A 19,738-nucleotide genomic window follows, 5' to 3' on the forward strand; every position below is an offset into this window, starting at 1 on the left:
CAGTTGTTTATGTACCTGCTTCGTATGTGCTTGACTTCAGGCGTATTGGGGCTAGGCCGGGCCCGCTATGTCGGGGGGGGCGTGCCTCGGGGTTGGGTAAGGGCGTGTTTTTCCCCAACCCCGGGCAGGAGTGCCCCTCTTGGGACCCGCCTCATTCGCGCATGAGCTTGATTTGGGTATTCAGCTTCTGGTTCTCCAGCCGCAGGTAGTAGACGCCCACATTTTTCACCTGCTCCGAGAAATCCAGCTCCAGCGTAGTCGTGGGCTCGGGCAAGTTGATCGTCTTGCTCGCCAGCGTCGTCCCGATTACAGATACCAGGCTATAAGTAACCTGTCCTTGCACGGGCTGCGAAAGCGCCAGCCGGAAATGCCCATCAGTTGAAGGGTTGGGGTAGGCCGTTACCAGCGTAGAAATGCCCGGCCGGGCTTCTTTTTTCAGCGCGGCCGGCCCACCGGCAAACGCCGCATTGTTGATGACCGAGAAGCTGAGGGTCAGGGCGGTACCGGCCGTGCCTACAGTGGCTACGGTCGTGAAGGGCGTAGCCGTGAGGGAATAATTGCCCAGCGCGGGCGTCCAGGGGCTGGTGGCGCCAAATAGCAGGTAAGGCGAAACGGCCCGGGTTACGTGCTGCACAGCCGTACCACCCAGCGCAAACCTGACGCTATCGACCACGGCCGGATTGGCATTGGCCCGGATGTTCAGATGCTGCGTCGATAAGGTGGCCAGGTTGAGCACGTCGTTGGCCACCAGGTCGCGGATCGTCAGGCCGGTGTCGGCGTCGAGGAGCGTGAAGCTGACCACCTGCGAAGCGGGCGCCGGAGCCGGTACCGGATTGACGGTGATCGTAACTTGGTCGGCCGGGCTGGGTACATCCAGATTGTCGGTGACCACCAGCGAGAAGACGTAGGTGCCGGCTAGCGTCAGGCCGCTGGCGGTGGGGCCGGCCACGGCGGCACTCGGCGCAAAAGTCGCCGTGGCCGGCCCGCTGACCTGCGTCCAAGCGTAGGTTTTGATCGTGCCGTCGTCCGTGCCCGCCCCGGCCAGCGTGACGCTGCTCGTGGGCAGGGTGATGGTCTGATCCGGCCCGGCGTTGGCTACCGGCGCGGTGTTGGCTGGCTTCACGATGACGGTCACCTGGTCGGGCGCACTGGCAAGATCCAGGTTGTCCGTAACGATTAAGTCGAAGACGTAGGTGCCCTCCAGCAAGGCACTGGCAGTGAGGGAGGCGGTAGCCGCCCCGCTTAAGGTAGCGGTACCGGGCCCGCTGACCTGGCTCCAGGCGTAAGTCTTGATCGAGCCGTCGTCGGTGCCCGCCCCTACCAGCGTGACGCTATTAGTCGGCAAGGTGATCGTCTTATCCAAGCCCGCATCGGCCACCGGAGCCGGGTTGACCTTGGGTGGGCTAACCGTAATTGTAACCTGGTCGGCCGGGCTAGGTACATCTAGGTCGTCGGTGACCACCAGCGAGAAGACGTAGGTGCCGGCTAGCGTCAGGCCGCTGGCGGTGGGGCCGGCCACGGCGGCACTCGGCGCAAAAGTCGCCGTGGCCGGCCCGCTGACCTGCGTCCAAGCGTAGGTTTTGATCGTGCCGTCGTCCGTGCCCGCCCCGGCCAGCGTGACGCTGCTCGTGGGCAGATTAATCGTTTGGTCCGGACCCGCGTTGGCCACCGGCGCGGTGTTGACCTTAGGTGGCTGGTTGGTTACCGTAAAGCTGACGGTCAGGGCCGTGCCGGCCGTGCCGTTGCCGTTGCCAGCCGTGAAGGGGGTTCCCTTTATTGAGTACGCGCCGACGACAATAGCCGGCGTCCAAGCCGCGTAGTCAGCACCGGAGTTTCCGAACAGCGCATACGGCGCACCAGTCTCGCTTTGGGTGCGACTCTGGGTGCCGCTGAGCACCATCACCACGCTGCCTACTGGATACGGACTGGTGTTCGCCCGAATGTTGAGGTTCTTGGTGGGCAGCGTGGCCAGATTGAGTACGTCGTTGGCCACCAGATCCCGGATCGGCTGGTCGGTGTCGGCGTTGATCAGCGTAAAGCTGACCACCTGCTGTGCCGCCGCCGGGGCTGCATTGACCGTGATGCTCACCTGGTCGGCGGGGCTGCTCAGGGTTTTGCTATCCGTGACGATCAGTGCGAAGACGTAGGTACCCGGCGTCGTCAGGCCGCTGACGGTGGGGTTGACGACGGTTTTGCTGGGCGTGAAGGTGGCCGTCGTCGGCCCGCTGACCTGCGTCCAGGCGTAGCCCGTGATGGTGCTGCCGCTGGCGGCCGTGCCCGCCCCGGCCAGCGTGACGCTGCTGGCGGGCAGGGTGATGGTCTGATCTGGCCCGGCGTTGGCTACCGGCGGCGTACCGGTTGTAGTGCTAAGTATCTCAATAGCAGATACTTTGGGGTTGTCTTTGCCGCCGGTATTGAGGGAGGTAAAGTTGAGGTTGAGCGTGCCGTCGCTGACCGTGACCGGGAAAGTTTCGACGGTAGCTGTCTTGGCGCCCACTTTTTTGACGATGTCATAGGCAGTCAAGACTTTGGTGCCTTCCAGGCTCACGTCGAACACGCGCTGGCCCAAGGCCGTCCAGTACAGCTCGGCGAAGTGCAGCTTCACAGTGTACGTACCGTTGGCGATGGGCAGGGCGTAGGCGAAGGCTCCGTTAGTGCCGTACCGCTCGGTTTGGTACAAGGCATCGTCGGTGGTGCCGGCGATGGCCGCGCTCGTCGAAAAGGTGCTGCCCGGCGTAGGCGAAAAGTACTGGTCGGTGGCGAAGGCTCCGATCGAGGTGGTAAGCGCCCCGCCGCCGGAGTTGAGCCGATAGATAGCCGTAGGCTGGCCAGTGGATGCTGGGTTAACCGTGATGCTCACCTGGTCGGCGGGGCTGCTCAGGGTTTTGCTATCCGTGACGATAAGCGAGAAGACGTAGGTGCCGGCCGTGGTCAGACCACTGACGCTGGGCGCCGCCACGGTATTGTTGGGCGCAAAAGTCGCCGTCACGGGGCCACTAACCTGGCTCCAGGCGTAGCCCGTGATGGTGCTGCCGCTGGCGGCCGTGCCCGCCCCGGCCAGCGTGACGCTGCTGGTGGGCAAGGTGATGGTCTGGTCCGGACCCGCGTTGGCCACCGGTGGAGCATTCACCGTAATCGTGACCTGGTCGGCGGCACTGGGGGCGTCAAGGTTGTCGGTGACCACGAGGGAAAAGACGTAAGTGCCGGCCTGGGTCAAGCCGCTGACGGTGGGGTTCTGCGCGGTTTTGCCGGGGCTGAAGGTGGCCGTCAGGGGGCCGCTGGCCTGGCTCCAGGTGTAGGTCTTGATCGAGCCGTCGTCGGTGCCCGACCCGGCCAGCGTCGCCGAGCTGGTGGGCAGGGTAATGGTCTGATCCGGGCCTGCGTTGGCCACCGGCGCCGGGTTGCTGCCTGCGCTCAGGTCATAGACTTCGATGGCCGAAATTTTGGCATTGTCTACTCCGCCGTCAGATGCCAGCGAGCTGAAATTGATGTTCAGCGCGTCGTCGGTAACCGAAACAGTAAAGGTTTCGGTAGTGGCTGTGTTGGCGCCTACTTTCTTAACGATGTCGTAGTTATCCAGCAGCTTATTGCCTTCAATGGACACGTCGAAAAGACGCTGGCCGGCGGCCGTCCAATAGAGCTCGGCGAAGTGAAGGACTACCTTGTATTGCTTCCCGCTGCTCACCGCAAAGGCATAGCCAAAGGAATTGCCAAAGCGCTCGGTCTGGTAGAGCGCGTCGTCGGTGGTGCCGGCAATGGCGTTGCCCGAGGAATAGGTGCTGCCCGGCGTGGGCGAGAAATACTGATCGGCGGCAAATGCGCCCAACGACGTGGTCAGGGCACCATCGCCCGCGTTGATGCGATAGATCGCAACGCCGCTGCCCGGCGCCGGATTGACGGTGACGATAACCTGGTCGGCGGGGCTGCTCAGGGTTTTGCTATCCGTGACGATAAGCGAGAAGACGTAAGTACCAGTGGATAAGCCAGTTACGCTAGGGTTGACGACGGTTTTGCTGGGCGTGAAGGTGGCCGTCGTCGGCCCGCTGACCTGCGTCCAGGCGTAGCCCGTGATGGTGCTGCCGCTGGCGGCCGTGCCCGCCCCGGCCAGCGTGACGCTGCTGGTGGGCAAGGTGATGGTCTGGTCCGGACCCGCGTTGGCCACAGGGTTGCCCGTGACGCCTGTGCTAAGTATCTCAATAGCAGATACTTTGGGGTTGTCTTTGCCGCCGGTATTGAGGGAGGTAAAGTTGAGGTTGAGCGTGCCGTCGCTGACCGTGACCGGGAAAGACTCGGTGGTGGCCGCGTTGGCACCCACTTTCTTGAAAATGTCGTAGGCCGATAGCACCTTATTACCTTCCAGGCTCACGTCGAACACGCGCTGGCCCACGGCCGTCCAGTACAGCTCGGCAAAGTGCAGGATTACGGTGTACTGCCCGTTGGTCACGGGCAGCGCATACGAGAAAGTGCCGGCTCCGCCGAACCGTTCGGTTTGGTACAGCGCGTCGTCGTTCGTGCCGGAAATAGCAGCCGTTGAGGAATAAGTGCTGCCAGGGCTAGGTGAGAAATACTGATCCGCGGCAAACGCCCCTAGCGAAGTGCCCAAGGCGCCGCCACCCGCATTGAGCCGGTAAACCGGCGTGCCGCTGGAAGGCGCTCCGTCGGCCGTGACGTAAATAAAATCCCAGACGGCCGTAAAGGGCGTAGCGCCCCGCGAGGTAGCGATTAAACCTACTGCGTACGATTTGCCAGTTTGCAGGGCGCTTAAAAGCGCCCCCGTAACCTGAATAGCGGGTCCTAGGTTGGTAATGGTTCCGCCGTTAGAGGAGTACTTGGGCTGCACCATTCCGGTGACGGGGTTGACGGCGAAGAAGAAATCCAGCGTAGACCCCGGAATGCCGCCTGGCAGCGGATACGATGTGGCGACGGGTACGCCGGCGTTTTCATACACTACTTCAAGGCCGCCCACGCCGCCGTTGGCGGTGATCGCAATTTTCAGGTAGTTATCCTGGTCGCCGTTGCCGAGGTAAATGCCCTGCGACTGAAAATTCTTGGGAGTTTGGCCATTAAAAAAAGGTCCCAGCAAACGGCCTTGCACCGTGAAGGGAGCAGGCGAGGACTTTACCCCAAACTGAAAGGCATCTTCCTGATCGTTTTTGGTGCCGAGCGCGTCGCCAGGGGAAACGTTTACAATTGAAAATGCTCCAACTGCGCCGCCGGCAATCAGGTTCTGCTCAAAAAATAAGTCGGAGTAAACACTATCCTTGTTAACCATTAGCCCCGTGAAACCCAGCCCAAATAGGCCGGTTCCGGGATAATTGTTGAACAGATCGTATTTGATGGGCAGTGCAGTGGTCAGCCCGTTGTTGGCATCCAGCGCAAAGAAATCCAAGTTGTCGGCGATGCCGTCGTTGTCGTCGTCGTTGTCGTTGAGGTCCGAAACGAAGTCGTGGTCAGCGTCGGGCGGTACGCTCGAGGCGGAGCAGGGCTGGGTGCCGTTGTCGATCTCATCGGCGTTGGTGTAGCCATCTTGGTCGTCGTCGTTGGCGTCGTAGTTGCCGGTGCAGGTCAGGAAATCCTGGGGTTCAAACACCGTGATGGCATTGGCGCCGTACGTAGCGGCCCACACCGTGCCCGGAAACACGTCGGTATCGCCCTGCGCAATAATGTCCAGCGGAGTAGAGCCAAACCCCGACGCAAAGGGCAGATCTTGATTTAGCTTGTCAGTCGAGTTGCGCGTGTTGGTAACGTCGGTGCCCGCTGCGTTAAACGAAATCTTGACGATTTTTCCATCGTAGCTACAGGCCAGTAAGGAGCCCTTCAGCGCGTTGTTAAAATTGGAAGCGGTATACTCCGCAGTGCCGTTGGTAGAAGCATCAAAGGTTAACAAGGCCTTGCTTTTGGAGCTTCCAGGCATCTGGAAATCGCCTTCGATGGGGTTGGCCGTCGTGACCGGGGGCCAGTCGGCAGGCAAGGGAGACGGGCCTGTTTTGGTGGTGCGGAAAACACCTGAGGTGCCGTTGTGGGTGTAGAGCCCGGCCCCGTTGGGGTTGGCCCGGGTAGGCGTGGGGTGCCCGCCATAGTAGCTACCGGGCGTGTACGTGCCCAGGGTGCCGATGTAGTGCAGGTTATCGAGATTGTTTACCGTTCCTTCGGTGGCAGTAGGAGTAGAAGAGCCGGGCTCGTTCGGCACGTAATTGTTTGTGACATTGGCAGTTCCCTCGTTTTCTGGGTAGCCGCCCCAGCCTTGGTTGGCGCCGTTGTCGATGGTATAGACGCGGCGGCTTTGCGTAATAACCAGGTCGTAGGGATTGCGGTAGCCCGGCGAAAAAATCTGTACGGGGCCGCCCGGAACGATCTTGGCCTGGTTCAGGCCGTCGTTGCCGCCAAACGGGTCGTTGGGGTCGGAGCCATCGGGGTTGTTGGCGCGGTCCGGGTCGTCTACCGTCGGCAAATCGTATTTATACGCCGAGTTGCCGCTGCCTTTGGTGGGCAGGGCATTGATGGCCGTAAGGTTGATGGACAGAATAGCGGCCGAAAGCGCGTATTCAGGCGTGTAAGCAAAGTTGGTGGACGGCGACCCGGCATTGGTGTGCCCACCCTGGGCCAGATACAAGGTGTTGGTCTGTGGGTCCAGCTGCATCCCGTTGCTGGAGTGGTTTTCCTCCGAGCGCGGCAACCCTCGCACCAAATCCAGCTTCGACCAAGTGCCCCCCGAGCGGCTCAGGAGCGAAACAATGCCGGAGTTCGTGTCCAGGTTTAGGTCGCCGCTCGGGCCGCCAATGCGGCTGTCGCTGGAAGACACATAAATGACCGGGTTGGCAGCGGTGCCTTTTACCAAAATGCCGGTTACCTGCCGGGTCGTGACGGAGGCATTCAGGACGCCGTTATCGTTGTGGTTCGGGATCAGGTTAATCAGGTTGATGATCTCGGTCGCCGTGACGGCATACTTGTTGGTGCCGTTTTTTACGACCGTAAAGGCTTTGATAACGCCGTCTTGCTGAGACACATACAACCGTCCATCCGGGCCGAACTGCAGGGACGTAGGGTTGGTAATGTTCGCTCCGCTCAGGCCGCTGGGCGAAAAGTTATACTGCGCTGCTGCCAGCAGCGCAAAGGACAGAGGCTCGGGTGGCAGCTTGGCCTTTTTCTTCTTTTTCTCTTTGTTGGCTTGTTGCGCTTGGCTGGGGGCTGGCGCCTCGCCCTGCTTTATCGGAATGGGCGTTTGGGCCAGCGAGCCCATTGGAAAAGCGAGGGTTAAAAGGATGCTACTCAAGGCAAGTAAAACAAGCCGGCTTGGGCTAAAGTATCTCCCACAGTCGTAGCGTTTGCGGTGGTTCATGGCACAAGGGTTGAAAGAAGTATAACGCCCAGGACAGCAGTAAAACACTGTATATCAAGGGTTTAAGTATAAAGTATGCTGTATTGAATAGAAAAGCTGTGCAGGGCGCACGCTTGCTAAGGGCCCGAGTGGCCAGCTTAGAATACCAAGTGGTCTAGGTAGAAGAACGATCGGTGGGGCCCCGCGTGGCGGGGCAGAAACTATCTGCGTAGTAGCCTAAAAAGCGCGGCAGGCTGGGAAGGTAAATGCGTAGGCACCAGTTAGAAATCCGGACGAGGGGGCATTCGGCAGCGATAGAAAGCCAGATGCTAAAAGCGCTGAACAGGGCACCGAAGGGCCGCTGCAAAAGCGAAGTCGGGGCGGGGCACAGGTAACCCATCCGAAAGGGCTACTATGAAGCTACTAAGTCGCGGGGTAAAAAGCTAGTTTTTAGTGTAGTAAAAAACTAGGTATCAGGTCATTGGCTAAGCCGTGAGTAGCAGGCTTGGGCGAGTGCAGCAGGCAGATTCATCCTTACGGCGGGCCCATCCATCCCAAGCGCTCATAAACAACCTGCCCCGAGCGCAAGGGTAGTGCTTCTGACCCTGTTGCCAAGGCGAAGCACACTAGAGTCTGCGGGTTAACCCGAGTGCGAGTAACCTGATAAGTGGTATAAAGTGCTATCATATTCCGGTTTTATTATATTATCCATCGCTTTTTCCTCCGTTCACTTCAGCCTGACCAACTTCTCAGCAACCCACTCCGCTGCGAAACCAATCAAATCAAGTGACTGGTACTTATCAAATAGTTTTTATAAACATAATCATAAGAATTAAGATGAGAATCAAACGTGCTGCTTTTTTTTATTGGGAATTAGTGCCAATCTCAGCTTTATAGCCAGTCTACTTAACTCTACTGGGTCTGCTTATTAAGGGCGTATATAAATAGCCTTCTGATTTTGAATTCATTTATCTGATAATCAATAATATATATTGGATAATATACTTCTTATTTTGGTAAATCATCTAATAAGATAAGCTGGGTGGGAGTCATAAAATTTATACCTCAGGAGAAACTATTTTTTGCTCGTTTTATTGTAATAATGCAATTTTAACGGTTATATTCTATCTGCGCGGATCTGCGTAGGGGCAAGCATAAGCAGAAGTTGAGCTTCGTTAGTGACTGACCGGGAGGCGAATGGGCGCCGGACTGGCCTTGGTCCTGCTCCCCCAACACCCCATCTGCCTGATCCGACGCTTCGGTAAGCTTTAATTTCGAGGGAGACGGCGGAATGCCACATTTGGGTCATCGCCTAGCAGTTATTACGCTTCACCTTATTTTTCTGCGCCCATGAAAACCACTCTGATTCTTCTTGCCCTGGCCTGCACCTCGTTTTCGGCTGCGGCCCAGCAGCCAGCCTCGCCCAAAGCAACGACCACGCAACCTGTGCCGGCTGGGTACTCCGAGGGGCTGGCTGCCACCATTACTGAGCTGATGAGCACCGGTGACGTGGCCCAGCTCAAAGAAACCGCCGGCAAGCTGGAGCGGGCCGCAGCCATAGCGCCAACCGATTGGCTGCCAAGGTATTATCAAGCCTATGCCCACCTGATTGTATGCTTTCAAAGCAAGGAAGAGGGGGACGTAAAAGATAAGTACCTCGACCAGGCCGAAGCCGCCCTGGCGCAAGCCCGCAAGCTTGGGGGCGACGAGTCAGAACTGCTTGTGCTGCAAGGCTATATCTACCAGGCACGCTTGGGTATTTCGCCCATGGCCCGTTCGGCGAAGTACTCCATGATGGTGAAAGAAGTGCTGGAGCAGGCCAAAAAGCTGAACCCGGCCAACCCACGCATTTACTTGGTACAGGGCAACAACGTGTACTTTACGCCCAAGATGTTTGGCGGCGGACCAGAAGCGGCCAAGCCCCTTTTCGAAGAAGCCAAAGCGCGTTTTGCCGCCTTCAAGCCCGCCACTCCTTTAGCCCCGGCGTGGGGCGAACGGCAAGTGCAAGCCCGATTGGCCGCCTACACGGCAGCTACCGCAGATGCTAAATAAGTTATTGAAAATCAGATAGCTAAACTTGATAGTAGCATTGTAATGAAAGGTGAAACGCAGGGAAAATTCGCTCCGCAGTCGTTCCCTACTTATCTTTCTGTCGCTCAGTTTCCCGTTATGGCTCACTCGCCCACCACTGCTCTACCACGGGCCCTCGCTCCGTGGATGCGAACCCTGCTGTTGATGCTGGCTTTGGCCGCGAGCATAACGCTCTTTACGTGTGGGCCGTGCTGGAGCGATCCGCACGAAATGATGGCCAATTTCCTGTTCTGCCTGGCTTTTACCGTCGGGCTATGGCTCACCAACGGGTTTGCCGTGGAGTGGCTAAACGGGTACGTCAGCTGGAAGCAGCAGCCGGTTAAGCGCCTGATTCTGACGCTGATTGTGTCGCTGGGAGGCTCGTTGGTGGTCATTTTCGGGCTGCATTTTGTGTACCGGGTGCTCTACCGCGGCCACGATGCGTCGGTGCTGCTGTCGGCGCCGGTATTGCGCCAGCTCGCGTTCCCGATCGTTATTACCATTATTTGCTCATTGGTGATGCACAGCCGCGCATTTTTGCAGGGGTGGCGTGAAGCGCTGGTCAGCAACGAGCGGCTGCAAAAGGAAAACGCCGTGTCGCAGTACGAGTCGTTGCGCAAGCAGGTCAATCCACATTTTCTGTTCAACTCTCTCAACGCCCTGACTTCCTTGGTCGAGGAAGACCCCAAACGGGCCGTGCGCTTCATTCGGCAGCTGTCGGAAGTGTATCGCTACGTGCTGGATAGCCAGGAGCAAGAGGTGGTATCGCTGGCCGAAGAACTGCGGTTTGCCGAGTCGTATCTGTATTTGCAACGCACGCGCCTCGGCGAAGGGCTCGACGTCGCCTTCGATTTGCCGCCGGCCGCGGCGCTGGAGCAGTTTATGCTGCCGCCGCTGGCCTTGCAGCTGCTGCTCGAAAACGCCATCAAGCACAACGCCACCCGCACCGATCAGCCCCTGCGTATCCGAGTGGAGCTTGACCAAGCCGCCCAGCAAGTAGTGGTCCGCAACACGCTCCGGCCGCGCCGCGTGAGTCCCGAAGAATCTACGGGCCTGGGCCTGAGTAACTTGCAGGCCCGGTACGCTTTCCTCAGCAAACAACCCGTTCAGATCGAGCAGACGGCCACGGAATTCATTGTGAAGCTGCCGGTGCTGGAGATGGTAACCGCGTAATGCTATTTATAAGTAATTGATTATAAGATATTTACATAATTTATTTCTCTGTTTTCTCCATGCTCCCTGCTTATCCTTTGCGTGCCATTCTGGTTGAAGACGAGCCGCTCGCGGCCCGGCGCCTTACCGATCTGCTTCGACGGCAGAAGCCCACGGTAGAGGTCATCGGGACGGCCGAATCGGTGGAGGCGGCTGTGGTGCTGCTCCAAACCGTGGTGCCCGCGCCGGACGTGCTGTTTCTGGATATCCATCTGGCTGATGGCCTGAGCTTTGAGCTATTTGAGCGCACCGCCGTAACGTGCCCCGTCATTTTTACCACCGCCTACGACCGCTATGCCTTGCGGGCATTCAAGGTCAATAGCATCGATTATTTGCTCAAGCCCATCGACGAGGAAGAGCTGCAAGTGGCTCTGCAGAAGCTCCATGCGCTACGCCAAACGCCCGCCGGGCCCCTTGCGCCGGCGTTCGATCCGGCGCTATTGGCCCAGATGCTCCAGCAACTGCAACCCCAGGCCAACCACAAAAAGCAGTTTGTAGTGCGCGTCGGGGAGCATCTGAAAGTGATTCCGGTGGAGCAGATCAGCTACTTTTTCAGCCTCGAAAAAGTGACGATGCTCCAAACGCGCGAAAACCGGCGCTTCGTGGTCGATTACACCCTGGAGCAGCTCGAAAACATGCTCAATCCGCGTGAGTTTTTTCGTCTCAACCGCGCCTACCTCGCCCACGCCGACGCCATCCACGACATCATTCACTACACCAATAGCCGCCTCCAAACCGTGCTGCGCCCCGCCGCCCCGGAGGAGGCGCCTGTGCTCGTCAGCCGCGAGCGCGTGCCCGCGTTCAAGGCGTGGCTGGATCGGTAAACGATGACGCGGGAAGCACGGCCGTTGCATAGGGGGCCACTACCCGCCAGCCCAGACGCTGGTAGAGTGCGCAGCCGGCCTCCGTTGCCACGAGCAAGCGCTCCGATACGCCAGCCTGTTTGGCCAGGTCGTCCAAGGCGCTCATGACACTGGTTCCGAGCCCCTTGCGGCGATGAGCTTCCTGCGTCTCGATGCGGTCGAAGACTGCACTTGCCCCGTGCATCACAACGCGCCCCATCGCTGCGGTCTGCCCGGTGGCATCGACCAAGCGGATCACCGAAGCCCCATGTTCTACGGTTGCCTGCACGTCATACCCGGCGGGCATCGGGACGGGAGTCATCGGTTCCGTAGAGCGCATCAAATAACGGGGCTGTTCAATCTGCCAAGGCGCGGGCAGTGCCCGCCGCAGGTGGGCCGGCTCGACTGCCGCCTTGAGGTAAATGAATGGGTCCCGGATGCGGGCGGCGCAGGCTTGTAGGGCGGGTCCTGCTTCCACAAACACGTGGCGCCGCACCTGCTCGGGCCAGCCTACTTCGACTACCAACCCGCCCCCGTAAGGTTGGGGAAGCGGTAAGCCGCGGGCCAGGCTCCAGCCCGTCAACCAGCGCTCCAGCAGACCTAAGTCGAGGGTCATGAAATTGAGAAAATCAGTGGTTCTTTTCGAAACTGGAAATATACTGCGGTAAGGCATGCACCGCGTGGGGTCAGCCTTCCAGCCAATTCTTAAACGCGCCCGCTTTCTCCCGGCTGACCATCACCTCATCCGTGGGGGCGGGCGAGAGATCAAGCTTCAACTTGCCGTTGAAATGCGGGTGCAGGCGCTGTACGGCTTGCAAATGTGCCAGAAACTGCCGGTTGAGGCGAAAAAACTGCTGCGGATTCAGGAGCTGCTCCAACTGCTCCAGCGTGTAATCGACCACAAAGCGCCGGCCGTCGGTGGCGACGAGCGTCGTGACCTCGTGGCGGCTCTGAAACCAAGCGACTTGCTCGGTGGGCAAAGGCAGGAGCTGCTCGCCGCTGCGCACCAAAAACCGCGTTTTGAACGGCTGCGCCGGCCGGGGCAGGCTGTCGAGGAGGCGTTCGAGGCGTTGCGTCGGATCGGGGTTGGATGCGGCCGGCGTGCCCCACTGGCGCAACTTGGCAAAAGCGGCCTGCAAGTCGGCGAGCTTAATGGGCTTGAGCAGGTAATCGATGCTGTTGGCTTTGAACGCCCGGATGGCATAGGCATCGTAAGCGGTGGTGAAAATAACCGGACTGCTCACCACCGCTCGGTCAAACACTTCGAGGCTCAGCCCATCGGCCAGCTGAATGTCGGCCAGAATCGCGTCCGGGGCAGGGTTGGCGGCCAGCCAGGCCACCGCCGCCGTCACGCTGTCCAGCACGGTCAGCACTTGCGCTTCGGGCGCGGCTTGGTGCAAGAGCCGCTGCAAGCGCTCGGCCGCCGGGTATTCGTCTTCAAGCAACAATACTTTCATATCTTGTTGCTAGATAAGATGTTATGTTGATGAGTGGTAAGCTGTTTGCTGCCATGCGGTTCGGGTAAGCTAGAGGCGTCCGGGGGCAGAAGCGGCAGCCGGACGGTAAAGAAATCTTCGTCGACCAGCACTTCCACCGGCCGCGGCGCTTGCAACAACTCGTAGCGATGGCGCACATTTTGGAGGCCCATGCCCGTGCCGGGCGTGAGGCCGGCCGTGCGCAGGCGCCGCGAATTCCGAACTTCGAAATGACCGGCTGCCACATCGGCGCTCAGGTGCAGATGCAGCGGGTGCTCGCGGGACGCGACGTTGTGCTTCAGGGCATTTTCGACCAGCAACTGCACACTCAGCGGCGCTACCCGCTGCTCGAGCGCGGCGCTAGGTATTGATTTGGTAATGAGAAGGTTGTCGCGGAAGCGGATTTTGTGTAGTGCCAGATACGTATCCACGAAAGCCAGCTCCTCGGCCAGCGGCACGGTGGGCGTAGCGCGGCTTAGCAGCACGTAGCGATACACGTCGGAGAGGTGCTCCAGAAATTGTTGAGCAGGCTCGTTTTCGGGCTCAATCAGGGCCGAGAGCGTGTTGAGGGAGTTGAACAGAAAGTGGGGGTCGAGTTGGCTTTGCAAGGCCTCAAGCTGCGACTGCACACCGGCGCGGCTGAGCTGTTCGGCCCGCCGCACGTTGAGTTCCCACTGGTAGAAAAAGTGCCGGCTTTCGTACACAAGCAATACAATAGAGGTCGGGACCAGATTTACGGCCATGCCCACCAGCAGGCTTTCTGCGCTCAACGTACCAAACTGGGGCACTACGAGCGCGAGCCCGATGGTGATGAGCAGCGTGGCGAGGCTGGCGTACAGCACGCAGCCCACGGCCAGCAGCCAGATTCGGCGGGCCGTTTGCTCGACCTGCGGAAACCGCTCGTAAAGGCGCTGCCAAATGGTGCGTGTGCCCCACCAGATGCCCACTGTGTATACCAGCGAAATGCTCCAGCTAATCAGAAACATCGGCACAGACTGGAAGGCATAGCCGAAGTTGGGCAGTAGCATCAACAGGCTTACCAGCGGGATTCCCCACTGCAACAGACGACGGTCGTTCATCGGGCTCATCCGGCTTCGGTGCGCCGGCAACTTACGCAGAAGTAAAGGGTTGCTCAAGCTGCGGGCGCCCGCAGCTTGAGCATTAGCCGGCGGTGTGGGCAGCCTAGTGCAGGGCTATCAAGGGCAGGCCCTGCATGGCCCGCCAATAGAGCAGGCCCACGGCCCCGGCATAGAGCCCAGCAAACGCAAAAATGCCCAGGGTTTGGGTGCTGTTGCGCCACCGCGGGGCGTAGCGATGCAGCCACCACCCGGCCAGCGGCAGGGCCTGCAACGAATGAAGCCCCAGAAAATGCGCGGCGCGCAAATCGCCGTAGCGCGTGCTCCAGCCCAGCACCGGCAGGCCCGGCCCGCCGTCGGCCGCCCCGATGGTGTGCCCCATGTGGCTGACCATGCTGCCGCCAATGGCGCTGCCCACCAGAAACAACAACAAGCCCAGCCGCATCCCCCACACATACCCCGCCGAGCCAAACGGCCGGTGCCGCAGCGAGAGCCCCAACGCCCAGATTATCAAAAGGGTGTTGAGCATAATGAACATCCCCATGAGGCCGAAAATCAAACCGTCGAAGGCGGAGCCTATGTTGAAGTGCGACGTAGTGCCGCGGTAGGCTTGCAGATAAATGCACAGCATCTCGACGAGCATGCTCACGGACACGCCCCACGCGATGAAGCGCACGGCGCGTTGGGCCTTGGCCGGCAAGTCGGCCAGTAGCCACCCCAGCGTCCAGAGGTAGATAACGCTGGAGGCCGCAAACTTGAGGGGCTTGATCCACACGTTCAGGCCGGTTACCACGCGGTGGTCGAAGGGCAGCAACACCAGCGCCAGCCCCACGAGCCCTACGTTGAGCCACCCCGCCCACGACAGTACCGGGCTGCTTCGGTGCAGCACCACGAGGCGCTCCCGCAACGCTGCGCCTAAGTGCAGCTTGTGCGGTTGGGGCGCGGCGCCCATCGAAACCGAAGAATCGACCGAAGAAAGTGTCAGCGTTTTCATGAGCATGAAGAATTATGCTTTGTTATAAAATATTGGTTGTCAACTACATGTCTAGATCGACGAAATTGCCGGCTTGGCCGCATAGAAGCGGCGCAGGAGGCTGTACAGCAAAAGGCCCACCGGCCCCAGCTGGAAAGTGAGTAGGAGCGCCGGCACCACCAGCAGGTGCGGCACGCCGCGGCGCTGGGCATCGCGCACTTCCCAGGCGCCCACCGCCAGATCGAAGCACAGGTAATGCACCCAGCCGGCCAGCAGTGCCCACGGATCGCGAAACAGGGCCGCCACCTGACCAAGCGAGCCAAAGCCGCCCGCGCCCGCATCGGGACCCAGAAAGTGCCTTCCAATAAAGAGGGTATAACCCACGGCCAGCACCAGCGGCAGGGCGTTGCTCAAGACCACCCACCGCGTTACGCGCCAGCGCGGCAGCAACACAAGCAACAGCCAGCCCAGCAGCGCTACGGAGCCGGCCAGCGAGAAGAGAGCGTCAGGGGAGAAAGTCATGGCGAAAGCAATTGGCGTTGACCAAACTTGCTCAAAATCAGCACGACTCGGATGCCCAAAAGCAGTGAAGCCGTTCTTCCTTGGGGTGAAGTGACAGAACCGCAGGGCGAAGCGGATATCTGGTGTGAGCGCCAACACCGGCCGACCGTCGTACAGGTAAGCGGCAGCTTCTACCTTTGCGCCGTGCGATTTCCCTTCGGCAAATATTTTGTGTTGTGTCTGGGCGCTCTGTTAGCGCCTGGCCTGACGTATGCCGACGACGTCCTGCCCGGCCTTGCCGATACCGCAGCGGTGCACCAGTCGCACCGCCGGATCGTGTTTCAATTTGACAACCGCTATTCGCTCCTCAACGGGCGTTTGGTTGGCATCAACGGGCTGAAGCTGGGCGTAGAATGGCGCAACCGGCTGCGCACGGGCGCTGCGCTGTACCTGCTCAGCAGCGGCATTCCGTCCGACGAGCCCACGCCACTTGATCTGCCGCCCGCCACCACGGCCGAAATGCGCTTTCGGTACGTGGCCGTCTATGGCGAATACGTGCTCATTGGCAACCGGCGCTGGGAGCTGAGCACGCCTACCCAGTTTGGCGTCGGGCGCTTTTTTTCGCGTTACGAATTGCCGAACGGGCAGGTGCGTAAGTCGCCGAAGGAGCTAATCTGGCTCGTAGAACCCTCCGTAGCCAGCCATTACCGCGTGTGGCGGTGGCTGGGCGTGGGCGCGGGGCTGGGCTGGCGCCAAACGCTGTTCATCAACAACGCCTTGGAGCACGAGCTGAATGCACCGATCTTTTACGGCCGCGTCAAGCTGTTTTTGGGCGATTTGTACAAGGTATTCCGGGGGCACGAGCGGCTGTTTTCCCAGCGCGGCCTCGAAAGCAGAGCCACAAGCGAAGGATATTAACAAAACCCCAAGGGCGCAGACGTGCAGTCTGCGCCCTTGAAAAGCTTTTATTTATAAATATCTGACTGTCAATCAGTTACTTCGGGCCTGATGCGGTGGTAATGCGGCGCAGCAGAATGTGGGTGGTTTCCTGGTTTTTGACGCCATTCGGCAGCGAATACAGTTGCACCACTTCCCAGCCCAGCTTGCCCATGTAGTTGAGCGTGCTCAGCGGCGTCGAGAAAACCTCCATTTTGCCCACTTCCCGTTTGGCCAACTCGCTGTCGCCCAGCTTCTCGAAGCCGTAGCCGAAATCGACGAAGATGTCGCTGCCCTTGGTGTTGGTCTGGTCGTTCAGCCGGTCGGTTTTGAGCAACTCGCAGTACTCGTAGTGTACCGTGTTGGCGCTGGTCGTTTGCGCGTAAGCCGTTGCGGAGCCCAGGAGCAGAAAGGAGAGTAGTAGTTTTTTCATGAGGAATTAGGAAGAAAGTTACCGGGCCCGTCCAATCAAAGCGCGAAGCCTTCGTGTGGCAGAAGCCTAATGTGAAGTCCGAATGCGCCCGCCAATGGGCAGAAGTTCTGCAAAGCAACGGCTTTTTTTCAGACACTTTATTTTGTATTTAAAACATAAAAAAAGCCCCGGCTCGTCGGAGCTGGGGCCTGCAATGGTATTTCGCCGCGTTAGGGCTGTGCAGCGTCTTTTTGGGTTGTGGTAGCGCTGGCGCGTACCGTACCCAACCGATCGAGCTTGCCCGAGGCAGTGGTCCGAAATTCGGGCACGTACACCAGCTCACGCGGCCGTTCGTAGCGGTCGAGGCGCTCGCTGAGCAGGGCCAGCAGGTGCTTGTTTTGCGCAGCAGACAGCGGCTTTCCTTCAATAAACGCCGTGACTTGCTCGCCCAGGCGCGTATCGGGCCGACCGATTACAAAAGACCGACGGTTTGCGGTATCTATCTCAGCTAGAGCTACTTCCAATACTTGCTCAACTTTCTCGGCCTGCACCTTCACGCCGCCCGAGTTGATGACAAAATCGGCGCGGCCCAGCCACTCGAACGTATGCGCATCGAGCAGCCGGATGCGGTCGTTGGTGATAATTAATTGATTGTCAGTAACATCTGCGCGCACGGTCAGGCAGCCGCGGTCGTCCTGCTCGACGTGAATGCCGGGGAGCACGCGGTAGTGCGGCGAAGCCTCGGGGCCGTTGAGGCGGCGCAAGGCAATGTGCGAGGCCGTTTCGGTCATGCCGTAGGTGAGGTACACCGGCACTTTCAGCTTCTGAATGGCCTTGTTCAGGCTGCTGTCCACAGAAGCGCCGCCGACCAAAATAGCGCGCATCGTGTTGAGGCGCGCGCTGTGGCCGTTGTCGAGCACCGTACGCATTTGCAACGGCACAAACGAAGCAAAATCAAACGGCTCCTTCGCCGACACCAGCGCCAACGGGTCGGCGTGCGGCTCCACAATGGTCATGTGCAGGTTCAGCTCGAAGCCGCGCACCAGCATCATGAGGCCGCCTACAAACTCGCAGTTGAGGCACACGAGCATGCGGTCGCCGGGGCCGAGGTCGAAGTAGTCGCCAGTGCGCTTGGCACTGGCCGCCAGCTGCCGCCGCCGCATCTGAATGGCCTGCGGTGCCCCGGTCGAGCCCGATGTGCGCAGCCCAAACTCCTGCGCCCCGTTCAGCCACTGCCGACAGAAATCCAGCACTTTCGCCTCGTAGCCGTTGAGCTCGGTGGGGCTGTTGGCTGGGTATTGCCGGATGTCATCGTAACGGAATTCGCGGCCGTTGAGCAGGAGGGAGTCGGGGAGGAGATCGGAATCGGTAGCCATGAAGGACAGCAGAAAGCGGAAGGCAAAGATTTACAGAGTTAACTACAACTGCATACGGAATTTACTAACGAGACGTCATTTTTTACTTCTGTTCATCGCGCGTATACAAAAACACAGGATGTAGTTAATTCCTTTTTTTCTGATTGATGTAGATCTTCTCCCAAGCCTTTTTAGTTAAAGTCAATAATTGATCGTCATCACAACTCCATATAGAGACATAAGTTTTTGATATTACAATATGTTGTTTCCATTTAACAAATTTTTCATAAAGCATTAAAGTGCAAATATCAGTAGATGTTATATACTCACCGGTTTCGGGTAAATGGCTATGCATACTTACCGCTCCTTTTTGCTCGTCTTGTTTATATTCAATAGGAATGATGCTATTATGTATTCTGGCCCTATTAGTAGGCTCATTAAATTTGTTAAAATCTATTTTATAATCGTTTCCGAAGATTACTACATTACTGACTTGCGGTCCTGTTAAAACGTAAACTTTTCTCTCATCACCCTGAATTATTGGTATAAGATTCAACCTGGTGTTCTGATAAACTTTAAATAGGGTATCAGTACGTATAATTTCAAGGGCCTTCCTCCGAATAGTATAGAGATCGTTTTCTGAGTCGAGAAAAACCCTTTCTTTACTGTCGACAATAGCTTTTGAAATATTATAAGTGCTATCAAAAGAAATAGTTGCTATAACTTTTGGAACAGTGTCTTTGGAAAAGAAAACACAATTTGTGCGTTCATTATCAGGATATGAGAAGTAGCCGCCAATGTTTTCTTGTTGCTCTTTGAATTTTTCTGTAAAAATATCACTGCCGAGCCATGAAGCCATTTCAGATCTATATAGATATTTACCTTCTTTTTTAATGTTGATAATACCTTTATTGCCTTGACCGAATACTTGTGTGTAGATTAAGAAAGTAAGTGCTATCAGCGAGAGGTATTTCATGTTTTTATAAGCATTTGAATTTTTAGCTAAAGGTAGGGGCGGGCGGTTGTATATAATAAGCCTTAAATTATTTTTTTCTATATAGCTGTTGATTGCGGAAGGAGCGCCCGATTTTAATGAAGCAAAAATCTACTGAATCAGCCAGCGCTGGTAAGTCCTTGCCGAAGGTACCGTCACAGTGCACAGCACCAAGAGCAGGCAAACGAAAAACACCAAGTCCCACGGGTTCTGAGTCAGGGCATACGATACCAAGGGCGGCAAACTGATTAAACCTAATAAGCTGTTTCTTAAGAAGATACGGCTTTGGTACATCTTCAGGTTTTCCGCCGATGGGCGCCGGATATTAGGCTTGATGTATTTTGATACTATGTATACCAGCACGCTCACCAGCACCAGCAAGCCCGTCAGCAGAAGCAGGGCGGGCCAGGTAGCAAGCTGCGGCTCGACGGCCGTGCTAGCGGCGGCTCGCTGTTTGGCCAGCAGGACCAGTGCAGCGGTCAGGCCAGCCTGAAGGAGATACTGCAACCAGTGCAAACGCCGAATCCGGCGGATAGCCTTGTCGTAAGCCTCATCTCCCATAAATGTATGCTAC

General features: G+C 58.0%; 14 protein-coding genes. 4 read left to right on the top strand and 10 right to left on the bottom strand.

All coding sequences use genetic code 11. The features are described from left to right. Positions 1-151: 151 nt before the first annotated feature. Complete coding sequence (locus FHG12_RS14895) at positions 152-7,273, bottom strand: malectin (protein ID WP_139516474.1); 7,122 nt, start codon at positions 7,271-7,273, stop codon at positions 152-154. A 1,395-nt stretch (positions 7,274-8,668) separates the two neighbouring features. Between FHG12_RS14895 and FHG12_RS14900 the strand changes: the two genes are divergently transcribed. The 3 genes from FHG12_RS14900 to FHG12_RS14910 all read left to right on the top strand — a co-directional run bounded on the left by FHG12_RS14900 (position 8,669) and on the right by FHG12_RS14910 (position 11,424). Then, complete coding sequence (locus tag FHG12_RS14900) at positions 8,669-9,370, top strand: hypothetical protein (RefSeq protein ID WP_139516475.1); 702 nt, start codon at positions 8,669-8,671, stop codon at positions 9,368-9,370. A gap of 117 nt (positions 9,371-9,487) precedes the next feature. Further along, positions 9,488-10,561, top strand: a complete 1,074-nt coding sequence (locus FHG12_RS14905; RefSeq protein ID WP_165699413.1) for a sensor histidine kinase — start codon at positions 9,488-9,490, stop codon at positions 10,559-10,561. 59 nt (positions 10,562-10,620) lie between these two features. Beyond that, complete coding sequence (locus FHG12_RS14910) at positions 10,621-11,424, top strand: LytR/AlgR family response regulator transcription factor (protein ID WP_139516477.1); 804 nt, start codon at positions 10,621-10,623, stop codon at positions 11,422-11,424. Here the strand turns inward: FHG12_RS14910 and FHG12_RS14915 are convergent. The 5 genes from FHG12_RS14915 to FHG12_RS14935 all read right to left on the bottom strand — a co-directional run bounded on the left by FHG12_RS14915 (position 11,402) and on the right by FHG12_RS14935 (position 15,488). Continuing rightward, a complete protein-coding gene (locus FHG12_RS14915) occupies positions 11,402-12,058 on the bottom strand; it encodes a GNAT family N-acetyltransferase (RefSeq protein WP_139516478.1) in 657 nt (218 codons plus the stop codon). The genes FHG12_RS14910 and FHG12_RS14915 overlap by 23 nt on opposite strands. 70 nt (positions 12,059-12,128) lie before the next feature. Continuing rightward, on the bottom strand, positions 12,129-12,899 hold the full coding sequence (locus FHG12_RS14920) for a LytR/AlgR family response regulator transcription factor (protein ID WP_139516479.1): 771 nt from the start codon (positions 12,897-12,899) through the stop codon (positions 12,129-12,131). After that, positions 12,896-13,996 carry a sensor histidine kinase gene (locus FHG12_RS14925; RefSeq protein ID WP_165699414.1) on the bottom strand — a complete coding sequence of 367 codons (1,101 nt, stop codon included), beginning with the start codon at positions 13,994-13,996 and terminating at the stop codon, positions 12,896-12,898. The genes FHG12_RS14920 and FHG12_RS14925 overlap by 4 nt, the downstream gene beginning before the upstream one ends. Positions 13,997-14,099: 103 nt before the next feature. Further along, positions 14,100-14,987: a hypothetical protein gene (locus FHG12_RS14930; RefSeq protein WP_230471141.1), complete on the bottom strand. Its 888-nt coding sequence runs from the start codon at positions 14,985-14,987 to the stop codon at positions 14,100-14,102. A gap of 51 nt (positions 14,988-15,038) precedes the next feature. Beyond that, positions 15,039-15,488, bottom strand: coding sequence for an ABA4-like family protein (locus tag FHG12_RS14935; RefSeq protein ID WP_139516481.1), 450 nt, complete (start codon positions 15,486-15,488; stop codon positions 15,039-15,041). Between the two features lie 90 nt (positions 15,489-15,578). Between FHG12_RS14935 and FHG12_RS14940 the strand changes: the two genes are divergently transcribed. Beyond that, positions 15,579-16,385, top strand: coding sequence for a hypothetical protein (locus FHG12_RS14940; protein WP_139516482.1), 807 nt, complete (start codon positions 15,579-15,581; stop codon positions 16,383-16,385). 76 nt (positions 16,386-16,461) lie between these two features. On the opposite strand, the gene FHG12_RS14945 is transcribed toward FHG12_RS14940, so the two are convergent. The 4 genes from FHG12_RS14945 to FHG12_RS14960 all read right to left on the bottom strand — a co-directional run bounded on the left by FHG12_RS14945 (position 16,462) and on the right by FHG12_RS14960 (position 19,725). After that, positions 16,462-16,836 carry a hypothetical protein gene (locus FHG12_RS14945; protein ID WP_139516483.1) on the bottom strand — a complete coding sequence of 125 codons (375 nt, stop codon included), beginning with the start codon at positions 16,834-16,836 and terminating at the stop codon, positions 16,462-16,464. Positions 16,837-17,045: 209 nt separating this feature from the next. Beyond that, positions 17,046-18,191 (bottom strand): AMP-binding protein, encoded by a 1,146-nt coding sequence (locus tag FHG12_RS14950; protein WP_139516484.1) that lies wholly within the window; start codon positions 18,189-18,191, stop codon positions 17,046-17,048. Positions 18,192-18,315: 124 nt separating this feature from the next. Continuing rightward, positions 18,316-19,146 (bottom strand): hypothetical protein, encoded by an 831-nt coding sequence (locus tag FHG12_RS14955; RefSeq protein ID WP_139516485.1) that lies wholly within the window; start codon positions 19,144-19,146, stop codon positions 18,316-18,318. 129 nt (positions 19,147-19,275) lie between these two features. After that, positions 19,276-19,725: a hypothetical protein gene (locus tag FHG12_RS14960; RefSeq protein ID WP_139516486.1), complete on the bottom strand. Its 450-nt coding sequence runs from the start codon at positions 19,723-19,725 to the stop codon at positions 19,276-19,278. Positions 19,726-19,738: the final 13 nt, after the last annotated feature.

Origin of the sequence: Hymenobacter jejuensis (genome assembly GCF_006337165.1) — a bacterium.
Lineage (GTDB): Bacteria > Bacteroidota > Bacteroidia > Cytophagales > Hymenobacteraceae > Hymenobacter > Hymenobacter jejuensis.

Bases quoted from the DNA above. Each gene is read 5' to 3' on its own strand.
- FHG12_RS14900 (WP_139516475.1), top strand. From the start codon at position 8,669: ATGAAAACCACTCTGATTCTTCTTGCCCTGGCCTGCACCTCGTTTTCG.
- FHG12_RS14905 (WP_165699413.1), top strand. From the start codon at position 9,488: ATGGCTCACTCGCCCACCACTGCTCTACCACGGGCCCTCGCTCCGTGG.
- FHG12_RS14910 (WP_139516477.1), top strand. From the start codon at position 10,621: ATGCTCCCTGCTTATCCTTTGCGTGCCATTCTGGTTGAAGACGAGCCG.
- FHG12_RS14915 (WP_139516478.1), bottom strand. From the start codon at position 12,058: ATGACCCTCGACTTAGGTCTGCTGGAGCGCTGGTTGACGGGCTGGAGC.
- FHG12_RS14920 (WP_139516479.1), bottom strand. From the start codon at position 12,899: ATGAAAGTATTGTTGCTTGAAGACGAATACCCGGCGGCCGAGCGCTTG.
- FHG12_RS14925 (WP_165699414.1), bottom strand. From the start codon at position 13,996: ATGAACGACCGTCGTCTGTTGCAGTGGGGAATCCCGCTGGTAAGCCTG.
- FHG12_RS14930 (WP_230471141.1), bottom strand. From the start codon at position 14,987: ATGAAAACGCTGACACTTTCTTCGGTCGATTCTTCGGTTTCGATGGGC.
- FHG12_RS14935 (WP_139516481.1), bottom strand. From the start codon at position 15,488: ATGACTTTCTCCCCTGACGCTCTCTTCTCGCTGGCCGGCTCCGTAGCG.
- FHG12_RS14945 (WP_139516483.1), bottom strand. From the start codon at position 16,836: ATGAAAAAACTACTACTCTCCTTTCTGCTCCTGGGCTCCGCAACGGCT.
- FHG12_RS14950 (WP_139516484.1), bottom strand. From the start codon at position 18,191: ATGGCTACCGATTCCGATCTCCTCCCCGACTCCCTCCTGCTCAACGGC.
- FHG12_RS14955 (WP_139516485.1), bottom strand. From the start codon at position 19,146: ATGAAATACCTCTCGCTGATAGCACTTACTTTCTTAATCTACACACAA.
- FHG12_RS14960 (WP_139516486.1), bottom strand. From the start codon at position 19,725: ATGGGAGATGAGGCTTACGACAAGGCTATCCGCCGGATTCGGCGTTTG.